The 21,684-nt window shown below is 57.9% G+C and carries 24 protein-coding genes; 15 read left to right on the top strand and 9 right to left on the bottom strand.

What is annotated here, in order from left to right; all coding sequences use genetic code 11:
• The first annotated feature begins 102 nt into the window (after positions 1-102).
• The 6 genes from I2I05_RS01200 (at position 103) to coaE (ending at position 3,883) form a co-directional block, all read left to right on the top strand.
• Entirely contained in the window at positions 103-414 is a 312-nt protein-coding gene (locus tag I2I05_RS01200; RefSeq protein ID WP_196280384.1) for a YtxH domain-containing protein, read from the top strand.
• A gap of 123 nt (positions 415-537) precedes the next feature.
• On the top strand, positions 538-1,536 hold the full coding sequence (locus I2I05_RS01195) for an isocitrate/isopropylmalate dehydrogenase family protein (protein ID WP_196280383.1): 999 nt from the start codon (positions 538-540) through the stop codon (positions 1,534-1,536).
• Between the two features lie 134 nt (positions 1,537-1,670).
• Positions 1,671-2,189: a DUF1573 domain-containing protein gene (locus tag I2I05_RS01190; RefSeq protein WP_196280382.1), complete on the top strand. Its 519-nt coding sequence runs from the start codon at positions 1,671-1,673 to the stop codon at positions 2,187-2,189.
• 18 nt (positions 2,190-2,207) lie between these two features.
• Positions 2,208-2,537 (top strand): preprotein translocase subunit YajC, encoded by a 330-nt coding sequence (yajC, locus tag I2I05_RS01185; RefSeq protein ID WP_196280381.1) that lies wholly within the window; start codon positions 2,208-2,210, stop codon positions 2,535-2,537.
• 3 nt (positions 2,538-2,540) lie between these two features.
• A complete protein-coding gene (locus tag I2I05_RS01180) occupies positions 2,541-3,272 on the top strand; it encodes a YbbR-like domain-containing protein (protein ID WP_196280380.1) in 732 nt (243 codons plus the stop codon).
• A gap of 5 nt (positions 3,273-3,277) precedes the next feature.
• A complete protein-coding gene (coaE, locus tag I2I05_RS01175) occupies positions 3,278-3,883 on the top strand; it encodes a dephospho-CoA kinase (protein WP_196280379.1) in 606 nt (201 codons plus the stop codon).
• 64 nt (positions 3,884-3,947) lie between these two features.
• Here coaE and I2I05_RS01170 read toward each other — a convergent pair whose 3' ends face one another.
• Complete coding sequence (locus I2I05_RS01170; RefSeq protein WP_046244304.1) at positions 3,948-4,268, bottom strand: ArsR/SmtB family transcription factor; 321 nt, start codon at positions 4,266-4,268, stop codon at positions 3,948-3,950.
• 292 nt (positions 4,269-4,560) lie between these two features.
• Here I2I05_RS01170 and I2I05_RS01165 point away from each other — a divergent pair, with 292 nt between their 5' ends.
• The 3 genes from I2I05_RS01165 (at position 4,561) to I2I05_RS01155 (ending at position 8,137) form a co-directional block, all read left to right on the top strand.
• Positions 4,561-5,790, top strand: a complete 1,230-nt coding sequence (locus I2I05_RS01165) for a Glu/Leu/Phe/Val dehydrogenase dimerization domain-containing protein (protein WP_196280378.1) — start codon at positions 4,561-4,563, stop codon at positions 5,788-5,790.
• 317 nt (positions 5,791-6,107) lie between these two features.
• Positions 6,108-6,851: an LOG family protein gene (locus tag I2I05_RS01160; protein ID WP_230688119.1), complete on the top strand. Its 744-nt coding sequence runs from the start codon at positions 6,108-6,110 to the stop codon at positions 6,849-6,851.
• 98 nt (positions 6,852-6,949) lie between these two features.
• Positions 6,950-8,137 (top strand): lycopene cyclase family protein, encoded by a 1,188-nt coding sequence (locus I2I05_RS01155; RefSeq protein ID WP_196280376.1) that lies wholly within the window; start codon positions 6,950-6,952, stop codon positions 8,135-8,137.
• A gap of 4 nt (positions 8,138-8,141) precedes the next feature.
• Here I2I05_RS01155 and I2I05_RS01150 read toward each other — a convergent pair whose 3' ends face one another.
• From I2I05_RS01150 to I2I05_RS01140, 3 genes are all read right to left on the bottom strand, one after another.
• On the bottom strand, positions 8,142-8,855 hold the full coding sequence (locus I2I05_RS01150; RefSeq protein WP_317192293.1) for an ABC transporter ATP-binding protein: 714 nt from the start codon (positions 8,853-8,855) through the stop codon (positions 8,142-8,144).
• A gap of 105 nt (positions 8,856-8,960) precedes the next feature.
• Entirely contained in the window at positions 8,961-9,182 is a 222-nt protein-coding gene (locus I2I05_RS01145) for a DUF2795 domain-containing protein (RefSeq protein ID WP_035561220.1), read from the bottom strand.
• 100 nt (positions 9,183-9,282) lie between these two features.
• Entirely contained in the window at positions 9,283-10,599 is a 1,317-nt protein-coding gene (locus I2I05_RS01140) for a DUF349 domain-containing protein (RefSeq protein WP_196280374.1), read from the bottom strand.
• 302 nt (positions 10,600-10,901) lie between these two features.
• On the opposite strand from I2I05_RS01140, the gene ettA reads away from it, so the two are divergent.
• Positions 10,902-12,566, top strand: a complete 1,665-nt coding sequence (gene ettA, locus I2I05_RS01135) for an energy-dependent translational throttle protein EttA (RefSeq protein ID WP_196280373.1) — start codon at positions 10,902-10,904, stop codon at positions 12,564-12,566.
• Positions 12,567-12,636: 70 nt separating this feature from the next.
• Here ettA and I2I05_RS01130 read toward each other — a convergent pair whose 3' ends face one another.
• The 4 genes from I2I05_RS01130 to panC form a co-directional block, all read right to left on the bottom strand.
• Positions 12,637-13,314: a zinc metallopeptidase gene (locus tag I2I05_RS01130; protein WP_196280372.1), complete on the bottom strand. Its 678-nt coding sequence runs from the start codon at positions 13,312-13,314 to the stop codon at positions 12,637-12,639.
• Between the two features lie 124 nt (positions 13,315-13,438).
• Positions 13,439-13,915 carry a D-glycero-beta-D-manno-heptose 1-phosphate adenylyltransferase gene (gene rfaE2 / locus I2I05_RS01125; protein WP_196280371.1) on the bottom strand — a complete coding sequence of 159 codons (477 nt, stop codon included), beginning with the start codon at positions 13,913-13,915 and terminating at the stop codon, positions 13,439-13,441.
• A 16-nt stretch (positions 13,916-13,931) separates the two neighbouring features.
• Entirely contained in the window at positions 13,932-14,966 is a 1,035-nt protein-coding gene (locus I2I05_RS01120; protein ID WP_196280370.1) for a lysylphosphatidylglycerol synthase transmembrane domain-containing protein, read from the bottom strand.
• Between the two features lie 57 nt (positions 14,967-15,023).
• On the bottom strand, positions 15,024-15,872 hold the full coding sequence (gene panC / locus I2I05_RS01115; RefSeq protein WP_196280369.1) for a pantoate--beta-alanine ligase: 849 nt from the start codon (positions 15,870-15,872) through the stop codon (positions 15,024-15,026).
• 119 nt (positions 15,873-15,991) lie between these two features.
• On the opposite strand from panC, the gene I2I05_RS01110 reads away from it, so the two are divergent.
• From I2I05_RS01110 to glmS, 3 genes are all read left to right on the top strand, one after another.
• Positions 15,992-16,804: a glycogen/starch synthase gene (locus tag I2I05_RS01110; protein WP_196280368.1), complete on the top strand. Its 813-nt coding sequence runs from the start codon at positions 15,992-15,994 to the stop codon at positions 16,802-16,804.
• Positions 16,788-18,269, top strand: a complete 1,482-nt coding sequence (locus tag I2I05_RS01105; protein ID WP_196280367.1) for a DUF4270 family protein — start codon at positions 16,788-16,790, stop codon at positions 18,267-18,269. Before I2I05_RS01110 ends, I2I05_RS01105 begins: the two co-directional genes overlap by 17 nt.
• An 82-nt stretch (positions 18,270-18,351) precedes the next feature.
• Positions 18,352-20,187 (top strand): glutamine--fructose-6-phosphate transaminase (isomerizing), encoded by a 1,836-nt coding sequence (glmS, locus tag I2I05_RS01100; protein WP_196280366.1) that lies wholly within the window; start codon positions 18,352-18,354, stop codon positions 20,185-20,187.
• A 72-nt stretch (positions 20,188-20,259) separates the two neighbouring features.
• On the opposite strand, the gene I2I05_RS21725 is transcribed toward glmS, so the two are convergent.
• Positions 20,260-20,676, bottom strand: coding sequence for a 3-hydroxyacyl-CoA dehydrogenase family protein (locus I2I05_RS21725; RefSeq protein WP_230688070.1), 417 nt, complete (start codon positions 20,674-20,676; stop codon positions 20,260-20,262).
• 349 nt (positions 20,677-21,025) lie between these two features.
• Here I2I05_RS21725 and I2I05_RS01090 point away from each other — a divergent pair, with 349 nt between their 5' ends.
• Positions 21,026-21,409, top strand: a complete 384-nt coding sequence (locus tag I2I05_RS01090) for a RidA family protein (protein WP_196280364.1) — start codon at positions 21,026-21,028, stop codon at positions 21,407-21,409.
• Between the two features lie 60 nt (positions 21,410-21,469).
• Positions 21,470-21,661 carry a hypothetical protein gene (locus I2I05_RS01085; protein ID WP_196280363.1) on the top strand — a complete coding sequence of 64 codons (192 nt, stop codon included), beginning with the start codon at positions 21,470-21,472 and terminating at the stop codon, positions 21,659-21,661.
• Positions 21,662-21,684: the final 23 nt, after the last annotated feature.

The raw sequence follows: 21,684 nt of genomic DNA, 5'->3' as shown, positions 1-21,684 counted from the left end.
AGTTGCAGATTTGGTCACTTTGGCCACCTTTGTATCTACTGCGGCGTTTCTCCGTACCTACCCTCGAATCTTATCCCACCTTCCCTCCCCATTCCGACGACCATGGCCAGCAAAACCACTACCGGCATCTTGTGCTTCGCGGGCGGCGCCCTTACCGGCGCGGCCCTAGGCTTGCTTTATGCTCCCGAAACCGGCACCGAAACCCGCTCCTGGCTCAGCTACCAGCTGGAGAAATACCGCTCCGTGCTGGCCGACCTCACCGATAGCCTGGTGACCAGCCGCGACACCGCCGGCCCATCCTCGGCTAAAACCGAGGGCCAGCGCGTGATTTCCGATGCCAAATCCAAAGCCGAGCAATTGCTGGGTGACGTTGACCAACTCATTAACCAAATCAATTCCCGCAAGGGCGCTTAATCCAATGGGTGAATGAAGGAACGGGTGAATGAGAAAAGGGAACCGGGTGAATGACTGTTCACCTGCTGTTCATTCGCTCATCCGCCCATTCCTTCATTCACCCATTCACCCATTGATAACAACATGCATTTAGTAACCCTTATTCCCGGCGACGGCATTGGCCCCGAAATCACCAAGGCTGTCACCGACATTTTTACGGCGGCGCAGGTGCCCGTGCAGTGGGAAGAGCAGAACGCGGGCCAAACCACGTTCGACCAATCGGGCGAATTGATTCCGAACGCACTGCTCAAATCTCTGGAAAAGAATAAGGTGGCCTTGAAAGGCCCGATTACCACGCCGGTGGGCAAGGGCTTCCGCAGCATCAACGTGACGCTGCGCCAGAAGTACGACCTCTACCAGAACGTGCGCCCCAGCAAAACCACGCCGGGCATCAAAACCCGCTACGAAGGCATCGACTTGGTGCTGTTCCGTGAGAATACCGAAGGCCTGTATTCGGGCCTGGAAGTGTTCGACGAGCGGCTGGGCATCGCCGACTCCTTCAACCGCATCACGGTGGAGGGTTCGCGCAAAATCTGCCGCGCTGCTTTTGCCTACGCTGCCAAACACGGCCGCAAAAAGGTGACCCTGGCCCACAAAGCCAACATTCTGAAAATGGCGGGCACGCTCATGCTCAACGCCTGCAAAGAAGCTGCCGCCGAGTTTCCGCAAATTGTGTTCGAGGATAAAATCATCGACAACATGTGCATGCAGCTCGTCAACAAGCCCGAGCAGTTCGACGTGGTGGTGACGACCAACCTGTTTGGCGACATTCTTTCCGACCTGTGCGCCGGCCTTGTAGGCGGCCTGGGCGTGGTGGCCGGGGCCAACATTGGCGACGACATGGCCGTGTTCGAAGCCGTCCACGGCTCGGCGCCCGATATTGCCGGCCAGGGCAAAGCCAACCCCACCGCCCTGCTCCGCTCGGCGCTAATGATGCTGCACTACCTCGGCGAGCATGCCAAGGCCGACCAGATTGAGAAAGCGCTGGAAGCTACCCTTCTGCATCAGGAAGAGTGCACCGGCGACCTTGGCGGCCAGGCCAGCACCAGCCAGTTCGCCCAAAACATCATTGCCAAGCTCTAGCACGCAGCGAAAAGTGCCCGCCCCCATTTCCTTAAAAATGGGGGCGGGCACTCTCTTCTACAACCGCTTGTTGCTGAAGCCATCTAGCCTTTACTGAGCCTTACTCAAACGCGCCAGGGCGCGTTTAACCCCGCATGAAATACCAGATTATCCTTGCCGCAGCGCTGCTGTTTACTGCCTGCAACCGCGATAAAACCGCCGAAGTGGGCACCGAAGGCATGAATGCCGCCGCTACCGATGCCGCCTCCGCCGCGGCCAACCCCACCGTGGACAACCCCAACGTGGTGAGCGAAGACGAAGCCCCCAACCCCAACGCGCCGGTGATGAAATTCACCGAAACCGAGTTTGACTTTGGGGATATCAAGGCCGATAGCAAGGTGCGCCATACCTTCACCTTCACCAATACCGGCAAGTCGCCGCTGCTGATTCAGGACGCCATTGTGTCGTGTGGCTGCACCACGCCCAGCTGGACCAAGGCCCCCGTACTTCCCGGCGCCCAGGGCACCATGGAAGTGCAGTTTGACAGCCGCGGCAAGCAGGGCATCATCAGTAAGCAAATTGCGGTGCGGGCCAACACCCAGCCCAACATCACCACCATTCTCATCAAAGGCAACGTGCTGACCGGCAACCCAACGGCTGCCACTCCCCTCTAAGCCCATAACCCACACGCCATGTTCTTGACCTTACTCTTGCAAGCTTCCGGAGGAATGGATTACACCCAATTGCTCTTCCCGATAGCCATCGGTCTGGTGGTGTATTTCTTCATGATTCGGCCCCAGCAAAAACGGGCGTCCGATGCCAAAGCCTTCCGCCAGTCGCTGGCCAAAGGGTCGCGCATTGTCACCATCGGCGGCCTGCACGGGCTTGTGGTTGACCTCACCGAAGACACCGTGGTAGTGGAAGTAGACCGCGGCACCAAGCTGCGTTTCGACCGCTCCGCCATTGCCCGCGAAGTGAGCAGCAAGGCGAGCGCCGGCACCGACGGCGTCGCCACCACCTAAGTCATGGACGGGCCGCTGAACCGGGCGAGCCAGCTGGCGGGCTGGTTTGTGCGCCCCTTCGCTGGCCAAGAGCCCAGTTTCTACCGGGCTGTAACGGCGTGCTTGCTCGCGGCGGGGTTTTTCTGGCAGATGAATGCCCTGAACAAGACATATACCACCCGCTTGAATTACCCGTTGGCGTGGCGCTACGACTCTGCCCGCTACGTGCCGCTACGCCCCTTGCCCGACGCCCTGCCGGTGACGGTGACGGGCCAGGGCTGGCGCCTGCTACGTGCCAACCTGGGTTGGGGCACGCACCCGGCCGTATTGCGCCCGGTGCCCTTGCCCGGCACCCGCTACCTCCCCGCCGATGTGTGGCGCCGCGGCCTGCAGACAGCCTTGGAAGACGTGCAGGTTACCGAATGGGCCGGCGATACGTTGCGGCTCACCTTCGACCGCTACGCTACCCGCCAGCTTTACCTCTCGCTCCCCCGCGATTCGGCGCGACGCTATCAGGCACGCTTCACCCCGGCGGCCGTTACCTTCAGTGGTCCGGCCAGTTTGATAAACGCCCTGCCCGACCCGTACATCGTGGTTCCCAAAGCCCTTGCCCGACGCGACGAAGAAGTGGAGGTGCAAGTAGCAGTCGAAACGCCCTCCCGCGTGCGCGCCTCGGTGCCCAAAGTGCGCATGAACTGGCAAGTCCGAAGCCCCGCCAAGAGCCGTGGGCGACGCTTCTCCCAAACTAACCAATAGCCTGCATGCTGCGCATTGGCATCACCGGTGGCATTGGCTCGGGCAAGAGCATTGTGAGCCGTTTATTTCACGCATTGGGCGTACCCATTTACGATGCCGATACTCGGGCTCGCTGGGTGATGGAAAACGATGCCGAACTGCGCCAGCAGCTAACCGCAGCCTTCGGGCCGGATACCTACGATGCCGCGGGTCGGCTCAACCGGCCCGTTCTGGCCGGCACGGTCTTCAACAATCCCGCTCTATTGGCCCAGCTCAACGGACTGGTGCACCCGCACGTCGGCACCGATTTTGAGCGTTGGGCCTTGGCGCAGCAAGCCGCTGGGCACCCGTATGTGCTCAAAGAGGCCGCGTTGCTCTTCGAAGCCGGCTCGTATAAGCAGCTCGACCGCATCATCACCGTGTTTGCGCCGCTGGCCGTGCGGCAGGCGCGGGTGTTGCGGCGCGACCCGCACCGCTCCCCGGCCGACGTACAGGCGATTATGGCCAAGCAGTTGAGCGAAGAAGAAAAGATGCAACGGGCCGACTACGTTCTTACCAACGACGATATGCAGCCGCTGCTGCCCCAGGTGCTGGCGCTGCACCACATGTTTGGCATCGGCCAGCAGGCATAAAAAAAGCTGCTTCCCTCGAAAGAAACAGCCTCCTTTATATACATTTTAGCGCCGGTCTTTACGACTACAGCTTACCCGAATAATCTTCGAGGGTGTCAATCACCTTGAGCAACTGGGGCACCGCCAGCGAGTAATAAATCTTGGTGCCAATCTTACTGGATTTCAGTACGCCCCGGTCTTTGAGGGTAATGAGGTGCTGCGAGGCAATGGCCTGGGGCAGGTCGAGGGCCTGGTAAATGTCAGTAACAGACATCTGGCTGTCTTTGCCTTTGGTCTTGCCTAGTAAGTCAACGATAGCCAACCGCTTGGGATGGGAGAGAACCTTGAGCATAGCCGCGGCACGGTCCAACTGTTGCGCTTCTACACGCGAATGCAATGGTTTCATGAGTCGATAAGAAGTAAAATGTAAATGGAAGAGTAGGATGTTAAGGGTAGAGGACGGAAGATGGGTGGTAGAAGCTAGAAGAGTAGAATAACCGCAATACATCTGATTTACTTAGGTAGTTCCTAAGTGTGGTGCAAAACAGAGGGAAACGGACCGGTTATCTCAACAATACTTAAGTATTTAAACCTCTCATTTCTACGGCGAATACAATTTTGGGTTGCAGCAGTCCAACGGCTTGCCTCCGTACCTTTGCGGTTCAGCTTTTTGTCACGAATGCCCTTATCCCCACCCAATGCTTGACCTGCTAACCAAGTTTGAAAACAAACGCCCTGAAATCGTCTTCGAGTGGAAAGATTCCGAAACGGATGCCGAAGGTTGGGTGGTCATCAACTCGCTACGCGGGGGCGCCGCCGGTGGGGGCACTCGCATGCGCAAGGGCCTGGACAAGCGCGAGGTAGAGAGCTTGGCGAAAACGATGGAAGTAAAGTTCACGGTATCAGGGCCGGCCATCGGAGGAGCCAAATCGGGCATCAACTTCGACCCGCAGGACCCGCGCAAGCGTGGCGTATTGGAACGCTGGTACCGCGCCGTGTTCCCTTTGCTGAAAAACTACTACGGCACCGGCGGAGACCTTAACGTGGATGAGATACATGAGGTTATTCCGATTACTGAAGAATACGGACTGTGGCACCCGCAAGAGGGCGTCGTGACCGGGCACTACCACGCCACGGAACCCCAGAAAATACAGAAACTTGGCCAGCTCCGGCAAGGGGTAATAAAAGTGGTGGAAGACGCTACTTTTTCGCCCAATCTGGCCCGCAAGTACACCGTCGCCGACCTTATCACCGGCTACGGGGTGGCCGAAGCCGTGCGCCACTACTACCGGCTCTGGCCCCAAACCGACCTGCGCGGGCAGCGCGCCATCATTCAGGGTTGGGGCAATGTGGGCGCTGCGGCCGCTTACTACCTAGCCGGGCAAGGCGTGCGCATCGTGGGCATCATCGACCGGGCCGGGGGACTGCTGAATCCCGAAGGCTTCGGCCTGGAAGAAATCCGGACGCTGCTGCTGGCCCGCCAAGGCAATGCCCTAACGGCCGACAACCTGCTTTCCTTCAGCGAAGTGAACGAGAAAGTGTGGTCCATGGGCGCGGACATTTTTGTTCCGGCGGCGTCCTCGCGCCTCGTGGCCCGCGAGCAAGTGGAGCAGTTGCTGGCCGGCGGCCTGAAGGTAATCAGCTGCGGCGCCAACGTGCCCTTTGCCGACCCGGAAATCTTCTTCGGCCCCACCGGTGAGTTTGCTGACCAGCACACGGCCGTGGTACCCGACTTCATTGCCAACTGCGGCATGGCGCGGGTATTTGCCTACCTCATGGAAACCGGGGCCGAGATTACCGACCAAGCCATTTTTGCCGATACCTCGCGCATCATCGGCGCCGCGCTGGAGCGTACGCACCAGGAAAATGCGCATCCCACAGGTATTGCCCAGCGCTCATTCGAGATGGCGCTTCGGCAATTAATATAGCCTGACAATCAATTTCTTAAGCAATTAGCAGTGAGCGAAGTCAGGCATACCGCTTGGCTTCGCTCACTGCTAAAAAGCAGTCCCTCACGGCATCGCTGTTTTATCGTTACAATTCGGTAACTTTGACGCCCTACTTTTAATCGCCCCTATTTCGGGGCGATTTTGTTTTTGAAGGAATTCCCATAGAACGTATGTCCACTATCAAGAAAGAGAAGACCAGCAAGACCAAGATGTCGGACGACATGTTGAATGCTGGCAGCGGCAAAACCATCAAACAGCCGAATGTCAACGACGACAAGCTAACGTCCATCAGCGAGATGCGGGAACAAGTGAGCGGCCACCCTTCCCTCGCCATCGAGGACGAGCAGCGCCTGCGCAAAGCCTTCGTCGACAAGGACTGGAACGAAATCAAAATCGCCGACAGCTGGCAGATTTTCAAGGTGATGGCCGAGTTTGTGGAGGGCTTCGAGAAGATGTCCAAAATCGGTCCGTGCGTCAGCATCTTTGGCTCGGCCCGCACCAAGCCCGACAACCCGTACTACCAGATGGCCGAGGAAATCGCGGCCAAACTGGTACGCCACGGCTACGGCGTTATCACGGGCGGCGGCCCCGGCATCATGGAGGCCGGCAACAAGGGTGCCCGTTCCGAGGGCGGCAAGTCGGTGGGCCTCAACATTGAATTGCCCTTCGAGCAATCCCACAACATCTACATCGACCAGGACAAGTGCATCGATTTCGATTACTTTTTCGTGCGCAAAGTGATGTTTGTGAAATACGCGCAGGCCTTTGTAGGCATGCCCGGCGGCTTCGGTACCCTCGACGAGTTGTTTGAGGCCATGACGCTGATTCAGACCAAGAAAATCAGCCGTTTCCCCATCGTATTGGTGGGCTCGGCCTACTGGAGCGGCCTATTTAAGTGGGTAGAAGACGTGATGCTGCACGAAGAGCACAACATCTCGGCCGAGGACATGAAACTGGTGCAGATTGTGGACGACGCCAGCGAGGCGGTAAAAATCATCGACGATTTCTACCACAAGTACTTGCTGTCACCGAACTTCTAAGGCATCCGCTAGTTTACAAGCCACAGAATCAGCCGGGCCGCAAGGTTCGGCTTTTTTTGCGCGCGGATGTGCCATTTTTGCTGCCTCTTATTGCCGCCATGCCTGCTTCGGACGCTTCGCTTGATTACGACTACCTCATCGTGGGCGGCGGGGCCGCGGGCCTCAGCCTGGCGTATCATATGGCCCAGGAGCCGCGCCTAGCCGCTCAAAAAGTGCTGATTATCGAGCCCGAGGCCAAGGACCAGAACGACCGCACCTGGTCCTACTGGTCGAACACGCCGATGGTATTTGATGGCCTTGCCGCCCACGAATGGCGCCAGATAGCCTTCCGTAGCCCGGGCTTCGACAAAGTAATCGACTTGGGAACCTACCGCTACCGCATGATTCGCGGGCTGGATTACTACCAATTCATCCGCGCCGCGCTGGCTGATAACCCGCAGTTCACCACCGCCCGGGGCACCGTCGAAAAACTGGAGAACTTGCCTCATGGCGTGAGCGTGAGCAGCAGTGCGGGCGAATTCACGGCGCGTTATGCGTTCGATAGCCGCCCCCCGGACCTGGCCAAGCTGAAGCGCCCCGAAAACTACCGCTACCTCTTGCAGCACTTTGTGGGCTGGGAAGTCGAAACCGAAGTCGATGCGTTCAATCCGGAAGTAGTCGAGTTCATGGACTTCCGCGGCGAACAACACCACGAGGCGCGATTTGTCTACGTGCTGCCTTTTTCACCACGCAAAGCACTGGTTGAATACACGTTGTTTTCAGAAACACCCTTAGCCAAATCCGAATACGAGGCGGCTATCCGGGAATACTTAACTTCCCTCTTGGGCGAAAGCAGCTACCGGATTGTGGCCGAAGAAACCGGAGCCATTCCGATGACGGACCACCCGTTGCCGGCCAAAGCGGGTGCGCACATCATCAACCTAGGCACCCGGGGCGGACGCGCCAAGGCCAGCACCGGGTATGCCTTTAAGCGTATTCAGCAGCAGTCGGAAAGGCTGGTGGCGGCCTTGGCCAGCACCGGCCACCCGCCCGCCGACCCCACCGGCGACCGGTGGCAGTTTCGGCTGTTCGACACGCTGCTGCTCGACATCATGCAGCGGCGCGGCGAAACCACGCGGGATATTTTTCGGCAGCTCTTCGCGCGCAATCCAGTGGAACGCATCTTCCGCTTTCTGGACGAAACCACTTCCTGGGCCGACAACCTGCGCGTAATGAATTCGGTGGCCCCGGAGCCGTTTATGCGCTCCATTGCGCAAGTGCTGCGGGGCAAGCCAGGCCGCCGCTAGTGCTTCAGGCAATGCGGGCCGGGGCTTGCTCCAACGACTCGCGGGCGGCCTGCACCGTAGCCGGCGAAAGCACCCGCAATTGCGGCTGCGGCTCCGAAAGGTTGAGCAAGTAGCCGCTCAAGCCCGGCAAATTATCCAAATCGTGGGTGCTGCAGAGCACCGTTTTGCCCTGCTCCGTCACCCAATTGTGCACCAGGCCAAACACCTGACGGCGGTAGTACACATCAAGCTGCTGGGTGGGCTCGTCGAGCAAGTAAATCCGGGCGTCCTGAAGGCTGAGCTGGGCCAGCCACACCAATTGCTGCTCGCCGCCGGAGAGTTGGGTAAAGTCCCGTAAGGCCAGATGAGGCACGCCCACGCGCACCAAGGCGGCATCGGCCAGGGCGTAATCGGCGGGGGCATACGCGCTGAGCAAGCCGTGGTGCCGGTAGCGGCCCATCACCACCAGCTCGCGCACCGAAATGGAAAACCCAATGCTGCCGCGCTGCGGTAAGTAGCCCAGCAAGCCGGCCGTGGCCGCGCGCCGCAGCCCGCGCACTTCCTCGCCCAGCAGGCGGGCACTGCCCTGGTAGGGCAGCTGGCCCGTGAGCACCCGAAACAACGTGGTTTTGCCACTGCCGTTGTGCCCCACCACGGCCACGAAAGCCGGTTCGGGCAGGCACAAAAAAAGGTTGCGGACCAGCACCCTTCCGGGGTAGCCCGCAACCAGATTTTCCACGCTGAGTGTGGCAGCAGCTATGAGTTGTGAATTATGAGTGATGAGTTCAGAGGCTGGCTCCTGGTTCAACTCATCATTCATGATTCACAGCTCATAATTAAAAACTTAGTACTCGTCCTCGTTGAACATGAAGTCCTCCTTGGTCGGGTAATCGGGCCATACTTCTTCGATGTTTTCGTAGGGCTGGCCGTCGTCTTCCAAGGCTTGCAAGTTCTCAACCACTTCCATGGGCGCACCCGAGCGGATAGAAAAGTCAATCAGTTCGTCTTTGGTGGCGGGCCAGGGAGCATCTTCCAGGTAGGAAGCAAGTTCGAGTGTCCAGTACATAGTAAGGAGGATAAAAAAAGGTTGGCGAAGGTAAGAGTTTCCGGTCAAAATGCAAGCCGGAAACTACATTGAAAACGACAACGCAAAACCCGGCCCAAGGTTAGCTAGCGGCCTGTGCCTGCTGGCTAAATAAAGCAATTAGGTCGTTTTTCGTGCGAATCTTACGCTCAAAAGACCGGATTTTGGTTTGCAGCATCTGGCGGAAGGCATCGTTGGCGGCGCTGGGGCTGAGCTTGTCCAGGTTGTCGCGTAGCACTTCCAGTTCCTGGTGGTCATCTTTGAGCAGCTCGCGCAGGGTGGTGGCCCGGAAGCGGGCGCGCTCGGCGGGAGAGCTGGCAGGCTCGCCGCCCACGCGCTTGCGCAGGTGGTATTCGAGGGCACTCAACTCAAAAATCTTATCGCAGGCCACCATAAAGCGCTGCCAAATGCGGTCCGACTCTTCGCCGCGCACGGTGCCCACCTGCTTCCACTCGGCTTGCAGGGCCTTGGCCTGGTGAATGGCCTCCTGGGGCGGCACGCTCATCAGGGCCTCGGCGCGGTCGGCCAGGGCCCGCTTGCGCGCCAGCAATTCTTCGGCCGAGGCCGGAGCGCCGGGCGCCCCGGCGGCCTGCTGGGCCGCGATGTGCACCTTCAGCCGTTCAAAGAAATGGTTGTTGGCGGCGCGGAACCGCGTCCACAGCTCCGAGGCTTGCTTCTTGGGCAGGGTGCCGTTCACTTCGCGCCACGCCTGCTGCAATTGCTTGAGTTGGCGTGAGGTGGTTTCGAACTGGTCGGAATTCTTAAGGTTTTCGGCTTGCTGAATTAGCTCGCGGTAGCGGTTTTGCACGCGCGAGGTCATGGCTTTCTTATCGGTCTGGAAAGCCTTACGGCGGTCGAAAAACACTTGGATGGCCACCTGAAACCGGTGTTCCAGTTCGTCGGCCATTTCCTTGTCCACGGGGCCGGTTTTGAGCCAGCCCTGGCGCAGGTCCTTCACTTTTTCACTGGCCGATATCCATTCCACGCTGTCGCGCAGGGCTTCGGCTTCGTGAATGAAGCCGATTTTGGTGGCCAGGTTTTTCTCGCGGTTGCGGGCCACGGTCACGGCAATGGCCTCTTCGGCCTCGGTCAGCCGGCGCTGCAGGGCCACGAAGTCGCCCAGTCCTTCGTAGGTCAGCAGTTGCTCCTTGAGGTGCAGGGCCTTCATCAAAAACGAGCCTTTGTTATCGCTGGCTTCCATTTTGGCTAGCAGGGCGTCGACTTTGGCACGCAGGGATTCAAAGCGTTGCGCAAAATAAAGCAGCGCGGCATCGTCCGATTCTTTGACCAAGCCTATCTGACGGGCAGGCTGGCCCAGCACCGGGCGCAGCCACACGCCGCCGGCTTCCACGTAGCCGTAGCGCTTGGCTTCGGCCAGCAAGGGGTCGGTTGGTTCCATACTAAAAATTGAGCTCGTGGGTAGGAGTGTAGGATTCGTGGACAGTTGAAACGTGGACCGGGAAGGGGTTACAAGTTTACGCTAAAAACGTGATGAATTAATGTTCTCCTTCCGTAATGAGGAGCTGAGAGCGGGCCGAAATGAGATAATGGCGGGATTTGGCCAGAATGACAACCCGAGAAAAGGTGTGGTTTACCAAGGCGCCCCTGCCGTTCTTTGCTCCCCAGCTCCTCCCTCCGGGTTCAATTGACCGGTTGGCGGAACGCTCTCTTCTCATCCATTCCCTCCTCCCTTTACGAACCATGAGCGACCAGACCATCATCTTCAGCATGGCCGGCGTGAGTAAGATTTACCCACCCCAGAAGCAAGTTCTCAAGAACATCTACCTCTCGTTTTTTTACGGGGCCAAAATTGGCGTGCTCGGCCTCAACGGTTCGGGTAAGTCGAGCCTTTTGAAAATCATTGCCGGCGTCGACAAGCAGTTTCAGGGCGAGGTGGTGTTTTCGCCGGGCTACTCGGTGGGCTACTTGGAGCAGGAACCGCTGCTCGACCCCACCAAAACCGTGCGCGAAGTGGTAGAAGAAGGCGTGGCCGAAACCGTAGCCATGCTCAAGGAATTCGACGAAATCAACGAGGCTTTCGGGGCCGAAGACGCTGATTTTGACAAGTTGCTCGACCGCCAAGGCAAGGTGCAGGAGCGGCTGGACCAGCTCGATGCCTGGAACCTCGACTCGAAACTGGAGCGCGCCATGGACGCCCTGCGCACGCCCGCGCAGGAAGCCATCATCGGCAACCTCTCGGGCGGTGAAAAGCGCCGGGTGGCCCTCTGCCGCCTGCTGCTGCAAGAGCCCGACGTGCTGCTGCTGGACGAACCTACCAACCACCTCGACGCCGAAAGCGTGCTGTGGCTGGAACAACACCTGCAACAATACAAAGGCACCGTAATTGCCGTTACCCACGACCGGTACTTTCTCGACAACGTGGCCGGCTGGATTCTGGAGTTGGACCGCGGCTCGGGCATTCCGTGGAAGGGCAACTATTCGTCGTGGCTGGAGCAGAAAACAACCCGCATGGCGCAGGAGGAAAACACCGAAAGCAAGCGCATGAAGACCCTGCAGCGCGAGCTGGACTGGGTGCGGATGTCGCCGAAAGCCCGCCAATCGAAAGGCAAAGCCCGCCTAGCCAACTACGACAAGCTGGCCAGCGAGGAAGCCAAGGACAAGGAGCAAAAGCTGGAGCTGTTCATTCCGGACGGCCCGCGCCTTGGCGCACAGGTCATCGAGGCCGAGGGGCTGACCAAAGCATTCGGCGACAAGCTACTGTTTGAAAACCTGAGTTTCTCGCTGCCGCAGGGCGGCATTGTGGGCATCATCGGGCCGAACGGCGCGGGCAAAACCACGCTCTTCCGCCTCATCACCGGCCAGATACAGCCGGACGCCGGCACGTTTGAAGTTGGCCCCACGGTGCAAACGGCCTACATTGACCAGCAGCACGACACGCTGGACCCCAACAAGTCGGTGTTCGACACCATTACGGGCGGCACCGAAACCATGCTGCTGGCCGGCCGGCCGGTGAACTCCCGCGCCTACGTGAGCAAGTTCAACTTCGGCGGCGGCGACCAGGAAAAGAAGGTGGGCATGCTTTCGGGCGGTGAGAAAAACCGCGTCCACCTGGCCATGACGCTCAAGCAGGGCGCCAACCTGCTGCTGCTCGACGAGCCCACCAACGACCTGGACGTAAACGCCATCCGGGCGCTGGAAGATGCGCTGGAAAACTTTGCCGGCTGCGCCGTCATCATCAGCCACGACCGGTGGTTCCTCGACCGGCTGGCCACGCACATCCTGGCCTTCGAGGGCGATTCGGAAGTGGTGTGGTTCGAGGGCAACTTCACGGACTACGAGGAAGCCAAACGCAAGCGCTTGGGCGATGTGGAGCCGAAGCGCGTACGGTATAAGAAGCTCGGTTAAGCAGCAAAAATCAGGACATAAAAAAGCCGCTTCCAGCAAATGGAAGCGGCTTTTTTATGTCCTGATTTTTTTAATTACGGCGGCTGCCGCCCATAAAAATCATCACGTAATACAGCAGTGTAGCCAGCGAGCTGATGGCCGCGATGACGTAGGTCATGGCCGCCCACCACAGAGCATCTTTGGCCATGGCGTGTTCCTGCGTGGTTACCACACCGCGCGTGTCCATCCAAGCCAGGGCCCGGCGCGAAGCGTCAAACTCCACGGGCAGGGTCACGAAGGAAAAAAGCGTGGTGAGCGAAAACAGGGCGATGCCCACACCCAGCGGAATCACGCTACGGTTAATCATAAATACGCCCGCCAACAGAATCCACGGCATCCAGGTAGAAACGGCGCTGAGCGCCGGCACCATGGCCGAGCGGAACTGCAGCATGGAATAAGCCGTGGCGTGCTGTACGGCGTGGCCGCACTCGTGCGCCGCAATGGCCGCGGCGGCGGCGCTACGCTCGGCGTACACGCTTTCGCTCAGATTCACGGTTTTGTCGGTCGGATTGTAGTGGTCGGTCAGGCGGCCTTCGGTGCTGATGATGCGCACATCGGTGATGCCGTGGTCGGCCAGCATCAACTCGGCTACCTGAGCGCCCGTGAGGTTGGCTTTCAGCCCGACTTGGGAATATTGCTTGAACTTGCTGCGCAGCCGCCATTGAATAGCAAAGCTGACCAGCATGAGCACAATGAGAATCAGATACATGGTGAGGGATGGTTATTGAGTGGGTAAACGGAACTCGGGTGCAGGATACTTAATGCTGACGTTTCTACATCTCGGATGATTAATTATCTCCTAGGTGCATATTGCGGTGCAGCTTTAAGCGCCTCTATAAACCAAGGATACGTTCGATAATGCGGGAAGTACTGTACCCCGATACCAAGGGAACCGTCAGCACCTGGCCGCCCCTGTTCAACACTAATTCGTGCCCCACAATTCCGTCGATGGCATAGTCATCGCCTTTCACCAGCACGTCGGGCTGCACCAGTTCAATGAGTGCCAGCGGCGTGGGCTCGCCAAACAGCACCACGGCATCGACAAAGGCCAGCGAGGCCAGGATGCGCGCCCGGGCCGTTTCGTCCTGAATGGGCCGGCCCGGTTTGAGGGCGCCCACCGAAGCATCGGTGTTGAGGCCCACCACCAGCGCATCGCCCAAGTGCCGGGCTTGCTCCAGGTAATCAACGTGGCCGAGGTGAAGCAAGTCGAAGCAGCCGTTGGTAAACACCACCTTGCGGCCCTGCGCGCGCCACGCCGCCACCGCAGCGGGCAGGTGCTCGCGGGTCAGGATTTTATCTTTTGTCCACATGCTGCACAGCGGTTAGTTAAAGGTGTGAGGCAACCGATTCGGCGGCCAGTTTGCGGGGCGACTTGCCCGACTGAATGGCCGTGATAACAAAGCTGATGCCGCCCATCAGCACCACCAGAATGGTCTGGGCGCCGTGCACCACCAGCGCGTAGGCAATGCCCGCTTCCTTGCTCACGCCATACACCAGCAAGGTGCTCTGCACAAAAACGTGGAACACGCCAATGCCGCCCGAAACCGGCGCGGCCATGCCAAACGCCCCAAAGGTGAGCACCGCCAGTCCGGCCTTCATATCTAAGTTATACGTCTCCGGAAAACACATAAAAGCCAAGTAATCCATCAGGTAATACACCAGCCAGGTGAAAGCAGTGTGGAGCAGAAACAGGCTCTTGTTCTGCATTTTGCGCACGCTGAACACGCCCGCCAGCAGGCCTTTTACAAAGGCAATGGCCTTCAGGAACAGGGCATTTTCCCGCAGCTTATCCAAGTTGCGAAACAGCAGGTAGCCGAAGACCAGCACCAGCAGCCCCGCAATGCCCGCTACCGAGAGCAGCACGCCCCGGTTCGCCGCCAAGGAGTCGTACTGGTCCACAAACAGGCTTTGAATGAAGGCCCAGAACTTGTTGAATTCCAGCAGCAGCACCACACCCAGCAGCAGTGCCAGCACCAGCACGTCAATCACCCGTTCGGTTATCACCGTGCCCAGCGACACCTCCACCGGCACCCCGCTGGTGCGCCGCAGCACCGAGCAGCGAATGACTTCGCCCATGCGCGGCAGCACGATATTGGCCAGGTAGCCCACCATCATGGCGTGGTACACGTGCCAATACCGAACCTCTTGCCGCGAGGCGGTGAGCTGCATTTTCCACCGGTAGGCCCGGCTGAAATACCCCAGCACCGACAGCGTCATGGTTACCCCGAGCCAGAAATAATTGGCCGAGCGAATGTATTGGCCGATGCGAGTCAAGTCCTGCCCGCGCACGGCGTACATCATCAGCGCCCCCGACAGGGACACCAGCAGGGCGTATTTGAAAATGGTGAGAAGGTGCTTCAACTACTGATAGACGGCTAGGAGTGGTTCGACAAAGGTAAAACGGCGCCGGGCGCCGGGTCACGCCGCCACCACTACGTTATCAATCAGCCGCACGCCGCCCAGGTGCGCGGCTAGGCACAGCACCACATTCCGGCCCGTCACGTACTGCGCCAACGGCTGCAATGTTTGCGCATCGGCCACTTCGAAGTACTCTGGCGTTACGAGCGGTTCCTGCGCCAGGGCCGCTTCGGCGGCGGCGCGCACTTGGGCGGGCATAACCCCGTCCCGCACCTGGGCAGCGGCTTCCGTAAGCACCCGGTGCAGCAGCGGAGCCGCCGCCCGGGCCGCCGCGTCCAGCCGCAGGTTGCGCGAAGACATGGCCAGCCCGTCGGCCTCGCGGATGGTGGGACAGGCCACAATTTCCAGGTCAAACGATAAGTCGGCCACCAGCTGGCGAATCACGGCCACCTGCTGCCAGTCCTTCTGGCCGAAATAGGCCCGGTGGGGCCGCGCCAAATGAAAAAGTTTGCTCACCACCGTGGCCACGCCATTGAAGTGGCCGGGCCGGTGGGCGCCTTCCATCACCTGCTCCAAAGCTCCGAAATCGAACCGGAGCACAGTGGGCAGCGGGTACATTTCTGCCACCGAAGGCACGAAGAGCGCCGTGCAGCCGGCGGGCTCCAGCAGGACGGCGTCGGCCTCCGGCACCCGGGGGTACAGCCGGAAGTCTTCGGCGTTGTTGAACTGGGTGGGATTGACGAACAGGCTGACGATGACTTCGTCACAGTCGGTACGGGCGGCTTGCACTAATTGAAGATGGCCGGCGTGCAAAGCGCCCATGGTGGGAACCAATCCCACCCTTTTGCCGGTTTGCCGGGCCTGTTCCGTGTAGGCTTGCAACCCGGTGGCGGTAGTTAGTATCTGCATAAGGGAGGAAGGCAATTATAGATAGCCTCCAAAGTAGCTTTTATTGAATTTCCGCTCAAAATTGTTTAATTTTGTGCACCCATAGCATGGCCTTGTTCCATTCTCTTCAATAATCTCTTATGTCGAAGCTACGAATCCTTTACGCGGCCACCGAAATTGACCCGTTCCTACAGACCACGAAAGTGGCTGAAATGCTGCGTCGGCTCCCCGCCAGCATGCAGGAAATGGGCTGCGAGATTCGCATTTTCGTGCCTCGTTTTGGCATTATCAACGAGCGCAAGAACCGGTTGCACGAGGTAGTGCGCCTCTCGGGCATCAACATTGCCGTGGGCGACGACGAGAAGCCGTTGGTCATCAAGGTAGCGTCGATTCCGACTGCAAAGCTGCAAGTTTATTTTATCGATAACGAGGATTATTTCCACCGCAAGTCGGCTTTGGTCGACAAAAACGATAAATTTTACGCCGACAACGACGAGCGCGCCATCTTTTTCTGCAAAGGCGTGCTTGAGACGGTCAAGAAACTGGGCTGGTCGCCCAACATCGTGCACTGCAGCGACTGGATGACGGGCCTGATACCGTTGTACCTGAAAACCACGTACAAAAAAGACCCGGTTTTCAAGGATGCCAAGTCGGTATTCTCGATTTACAACAACGAGTTTGCCGATAAATTCGAGGGCAACATCCTCGAAAAAGCCAAAATGCTGGACATTGACGACCAGATGCTGGCCTCGCTGAAAACCGCTGACTTCAGCGGCTTCATCAAAATGGGCATGGAATATGCCGACACCGTGGTGCGGTCCGACGAGGACTTCAGCGACAACATGAACGGCATGTTCACCGAATACGCCCTGCACAACCGGCTTAGCCAGGTAGCCACCGACGAAAACCTGCACTCTTCCTACCTAGCGCTTTACAATGAATTGGCTAACTAGCCGCTGTGCTCCTCTGGTTGCTTTGTCGGCCCTGGCCCTGGCCAGCTGCGACGGAGGCACCGACCTAAACGTGGACCTGCCCGATAGCACGGCCATCAGTACCGAGTATACCGAATACAAGGACCCGCTCTTGGACGTGGCCACCGTGCGCATTTCCCCGGTGCAAACCCTTAAAACCGACCATTACTTAATTGGGCGGTTGGCTGATAACATCGTCGGCACTACCGAGGCGCGCGCTTACTTTAATGTCGTGACGGGCAGCCCCGCAGACTCGTTGCCCTCGAAGTTTACGCGGCCTGTGCTCGATTCCGTAGTAATAGTGATGGGTTTCGATAAAGTTCATGGGAGTGTTGTCACGCCCGTTCACTTCGACGTTTTCAACCTGCTGACGCCCTTGGATGAACGGGGCGCTTACAACAGCGGCTCCACCACAGCCGTCGGTGCCCCCCTGGGCGAAAACCTCGTGAGCAGTCTCAACCGCACGACGGTGGTAACAGATACGACGACCTCTCCGGTCACCACTACGGTCGTTCCCAGCCCTACTATCCGTTTGGTACTGCAGCGCACAGCGGCAGTAGCAAGCCCTTTTGCACCGGCACCGGCGGTTTCTTCGGCTTTCTTCACCAATTTCTATACCGCCCTCCGTAGCAGCACATCCGGCTTCACTCAAGCCCAACTCGATGGCTTGCTGAAGGGATTAGCCATAGCGCCGAGTGCGGGATATTCGTCTGGCATCTTGAGTTTTGGCCGGTCGTACAATGCCCGTCTGGCTTGCTTTTTTCACGACGAAGCCGCAACTAAACCAAGGAGCTGGCACTCGTATTCGGTATTTTTTGGGCCAGTTTTTAGCAATGCCGGCGCCTCTCCAATCCGCGACCCGCGCTATTACACCCAAATAACTAACACCCTCACGGGAACGCAACTCAGCTCTCTGACGAACCCATCGCAAGCCGTTGCGTCCACGACGTTGAACGGGAACAGCTACGTGCAGGAAGGCGTGGGTTTGGGCACCCGCATCACGTTCAGGGGCTTAGAAGCGCTGATGAACAAACCCGGCCTGACGGTAAACCGCGCAGAGTTGCGGGTACCGGTAAAACCCTTCAGCAACGCGCTTTACTCTAACCCTGCGGCTATTTACGCCTTAGAGGTTGACGCCAACAACAATGCCTTGCAGCGCCTGTCGAATTTTTTGCCGACTGACCGGGTGGTACAAGCCGATGGGCAAAACCAATTGGGCACGTCTCAGCCAGCTTTGGGTACGTTGGTGAATGCCTCTTCCACACAACCGTATTACACGTTGGTTATCACCAATTATTTGCAAGCGTACCTTACCGACAAGTTGGATGGCAATCCGGCTTCGCTGGTGCTGGTGCCAAACATTAGCTCTTCTTCAACGTTAGGGCTGAATCGGGCCGTAATCGATGCCGCCAACATTAGTTTGCGCGTCTATTACTCCAAGCAGTAATGGTGTTGAACGCCTTGGCTTTCAGCCTTGCTAATGCGTTCTTACGTTTTCAATTTATTTCAAGTACTTAACCCTTCCTGCCATGTGCGGCATCGTTGCTTATTTGGGCCATCGTGAGGCCTGCCCCATTATTTTAAAAGGTTTACATCGGCTCGAATACCGGGGTTATGACTCTGCAGGGGTTGCCTTGCTCAATGGGGAGTTGAATGTCTACAAGAAAAAAGGCAAAGTTGCTGATTTAGAGGCATATATTTCTACCAAGGATACGCACGCCCACGTGGGCATGGGCCACACGCGCTGGGCTACCCACGGCGAACCGAACGACGAGAATGCCCACCCGCATTATTCGACCTCGGAGCGCATTGCCATCATTCACAACGGCATTATTGAGAACTATGCCGCGCTGAAAAAACACCTGCAAACGCAGGGCCACACGTTCCACTCCGATACCGACACCGAAGTATTCGTCAACCTGATTGAGGAAATCCAGAAGCAGAACGCTTGTTCGCTTGAGGAAGCGGTTCGGCTGGCACTGCACGAGGTAGTGGGCGCCTACGCCATTGTGGTATTGAGCAAAGACGCTCCTAACCAACTCATTGCAGCTCGCAAAGGCTCGCCAATGGTAATTGGCATTGGCGAAGGCGAATTCTTTATTGCCTCCGACGCCACGCCCATCATCGAGTACACCAATGAGGTCGTGTATGTCAACGACTACGAAGTAGTGGTTATCCGCGACGGTCAGTTGGAGATTCGTACCAAGGAAGATGTCAGCCAGACGCCCTATATCCAGAAACTGGAAATGGAGCTGGAAAGCATCGAAAAAGGTGGTTACGAGCACTTCATGCTGAAAGAAATTTTCGAGCAGCCCCGCTCGATTTTGGACTCCATGCGCGGACGCTTGGAACTGGAAGCCAGCCATTTGAACATGGGCGGCATCCGGGCATATGAGCAAAAGTTTGTGAATGCCCAGCGCATCATTATCGTAGCGTGCGGCACGTCGTGGCATGCCGGACTAGTGGCCGAATACCTGATTGAGGACTTGGCCCGCATTCCGGTTGAAGTGGAGTATGCGTCGGAATTCCGTTACCGGAATCCCGTTATTACGGAGCGCGACATTGTGATTGCCATTTCGCAAAGCGGCGAAACGGCCGACACGCTGGCCGCTATCGAGCTTGCCAAGAGCAAGGGTGCCACCATCTTCGGGGTGTGCAACGTGGTGGGCAGTAGCATTGCCCGCGCCACCGACGCCGGCGCTTATACCCACGCCGGCCCCGAAATTGGTGTGGCCTCTACCAAAGCCTTCACGGCTCAGGTGACGGTTCTGACGCTTCTGGCCATGATTATGGGCCAGAAGCGCGGCACCATCACCGACACCAAACTGCGCGAGCTGATGGTGGAGTTGGATACGATTCCCTCCAAGGTAGAGAAGGCGTTAGAACTGGACGCGGAGATTCAGGCCATCGCCGAAATCTTCAAGGATGCCACCAACTTCCTGTACTTAGGCCGCGGCTACAACTTCCCTGTAGCACTGGAAGGCGCCCTGAAGCTAAAGGAAATCAGCTACATCCACGCCGAAGGTTACCCAGCGGCCGAGATGAAGCACGGCCCCATTGCCCTGATTGACGAGAACATGCCGGTGGTGGTAATTGCCACCCGCGACAGCTCGTACGAGAAGGTAGTAAGCAACATTCAGGAGGTGAAGGCCCGCAAAGGCCGCATCATCGCCGTGGTGAGCGAAGGCGACACCGTGATTCCGTCCATGGCCGAGTTTGTGATTGAGGTGCCTCACACCAGCGAAGTATTGATGCCGCTGGTATCGGTGGTGCCGCTGCAGCTGCTGAGCTACCACATTGCGGTCCTGCGCGGCTGCAACGTGGACCAGCCCCGCAACCTGGCGAAGTCGGTAACAGTGGAATAACCCCCCCGCTTAAAGCAGTAAATCAAAAAGGCCGCTCCAGTAATGAAGCGGCCTTTCTGTTTTCGGACTCAGCTACACGGCAAATGGCTCGCCGCGCAAGGCCTGGCGCTTGAGTAGCGGGCAGACTTTGTAGCGTTCGTCGTGCGTATCGTGCCACAGGGCTTCCAGCACGGCGTACACCCGCTCCACGCCGATGGCGTTGGCCCAGGCAAATGGGCCGCGCGGGTAGTTGGTGCCGAGCTTCATGCCGAGGTCGATGTCCTGCATGCTGGCAGTGCCTTCCTGCAGCGTGAAACAGGCTTCGTTGATAATCTGGCAAATGACGCGGGGCGTGACCAGTCCCACCCGGTCTTCAACTACGCGGTAGTCGGTACCGAGAGCGGCGCAGATTTCGGCCAACTTAGTGCGGTCGGCTTCATGATAAAGGCTGACTTCAAGCAGGGTGCGATTGAGTAGAGTAGGCAGGCCGCAGAAGCCAAAGAAATGCATTGCAGGTGACCCATTCATAGCTTCCCACCGCATTTCCGACAAAGATTCTTTTAGGTTCTCTACAAAAACAGGTGAAGCTGATTTTTCTAACAAGCGATAAGAGTGGGAATGCCTATCCGTTTGGCCAAAGCAAAAAGCAACTCCGGCAACAGGAACAGCACCAGCAATTGCTTGCTCGATAAGTGGCCACTCGCTCGGTTCTTCATGTTGGGTATTTATGAAGCGGTATTCATGCGATGGCCCAAACTTCTCGCGGAATTCCGCCTCTACGTGTGCGCCGTCAATGACCAGAATGTGCATGGTTTCGGTTGTTACTTTGGCCTCAAAGATACCCTAACCATTTCCGCTCATGCCCCACCAGATTATCCTGACCGACCAAGCACCGGCTCCCATTGGCCCCTACTCCCAAGCCGTGAAGGCCGGCAACACCGTTTATGTATCGGGCCAGATACCGCTGACTACCGACGGACAATTGGTGGCCGGTGACGTAGCCGACCAAACCCAGCAAGTGCTGAAAAACCTGACGGCCGTGCTGGCCGCGGCCGGCCTCAGCCTCACAGACGTGGTGAAGTGCAGCATATTCGTCAAAGACCTGAGCAACTTCGCCGTTATCAACCAAGTGTACGGCTCGTATTTTGACGAAGCCACGGCCCCGGCCCGTGAGACCGTGGAAGTTAGCCGCTTGCCCCGCGACGTGGAAGTTGAAATTTCCTGCATTGCCGTGGGCGCATAATTTAAAGCCGGGGGAGGCGTTGAGGGTTAAAATCATCTCTTCACCTATTCCTCGCAACGCATGAAAGAACTTGGACTCGGATTGCTCATCATTGGGCTCATCTCGCTGGTGCTGCCCTTCATTAACCCAAACATTAAATCCGTTTTTCTGACTTGGATTGACAACTGGGGGCCCACCGTGGCCTGGCTCATACGAGGTGGCATCACGCTGCTGGGGCTCGTTCTCTGGCTGGGTTTCAAAAACCGGGATTAAATGAGAAACGGCGAAGCCGCCCG

This window comes from Hymenobacter jeongseonensis (assembly GCF_015694725.1).
Classification (GTDB): Bacteria; Bacteroidota; Bacteroidia; order Cytophagales; family Hymenobacteraceae; genus Hymenobacter; species Hymenobacter jeongseonensis.
This window is presented reverse-complemented; position numbering and strand designations above follow the sequence as displayed.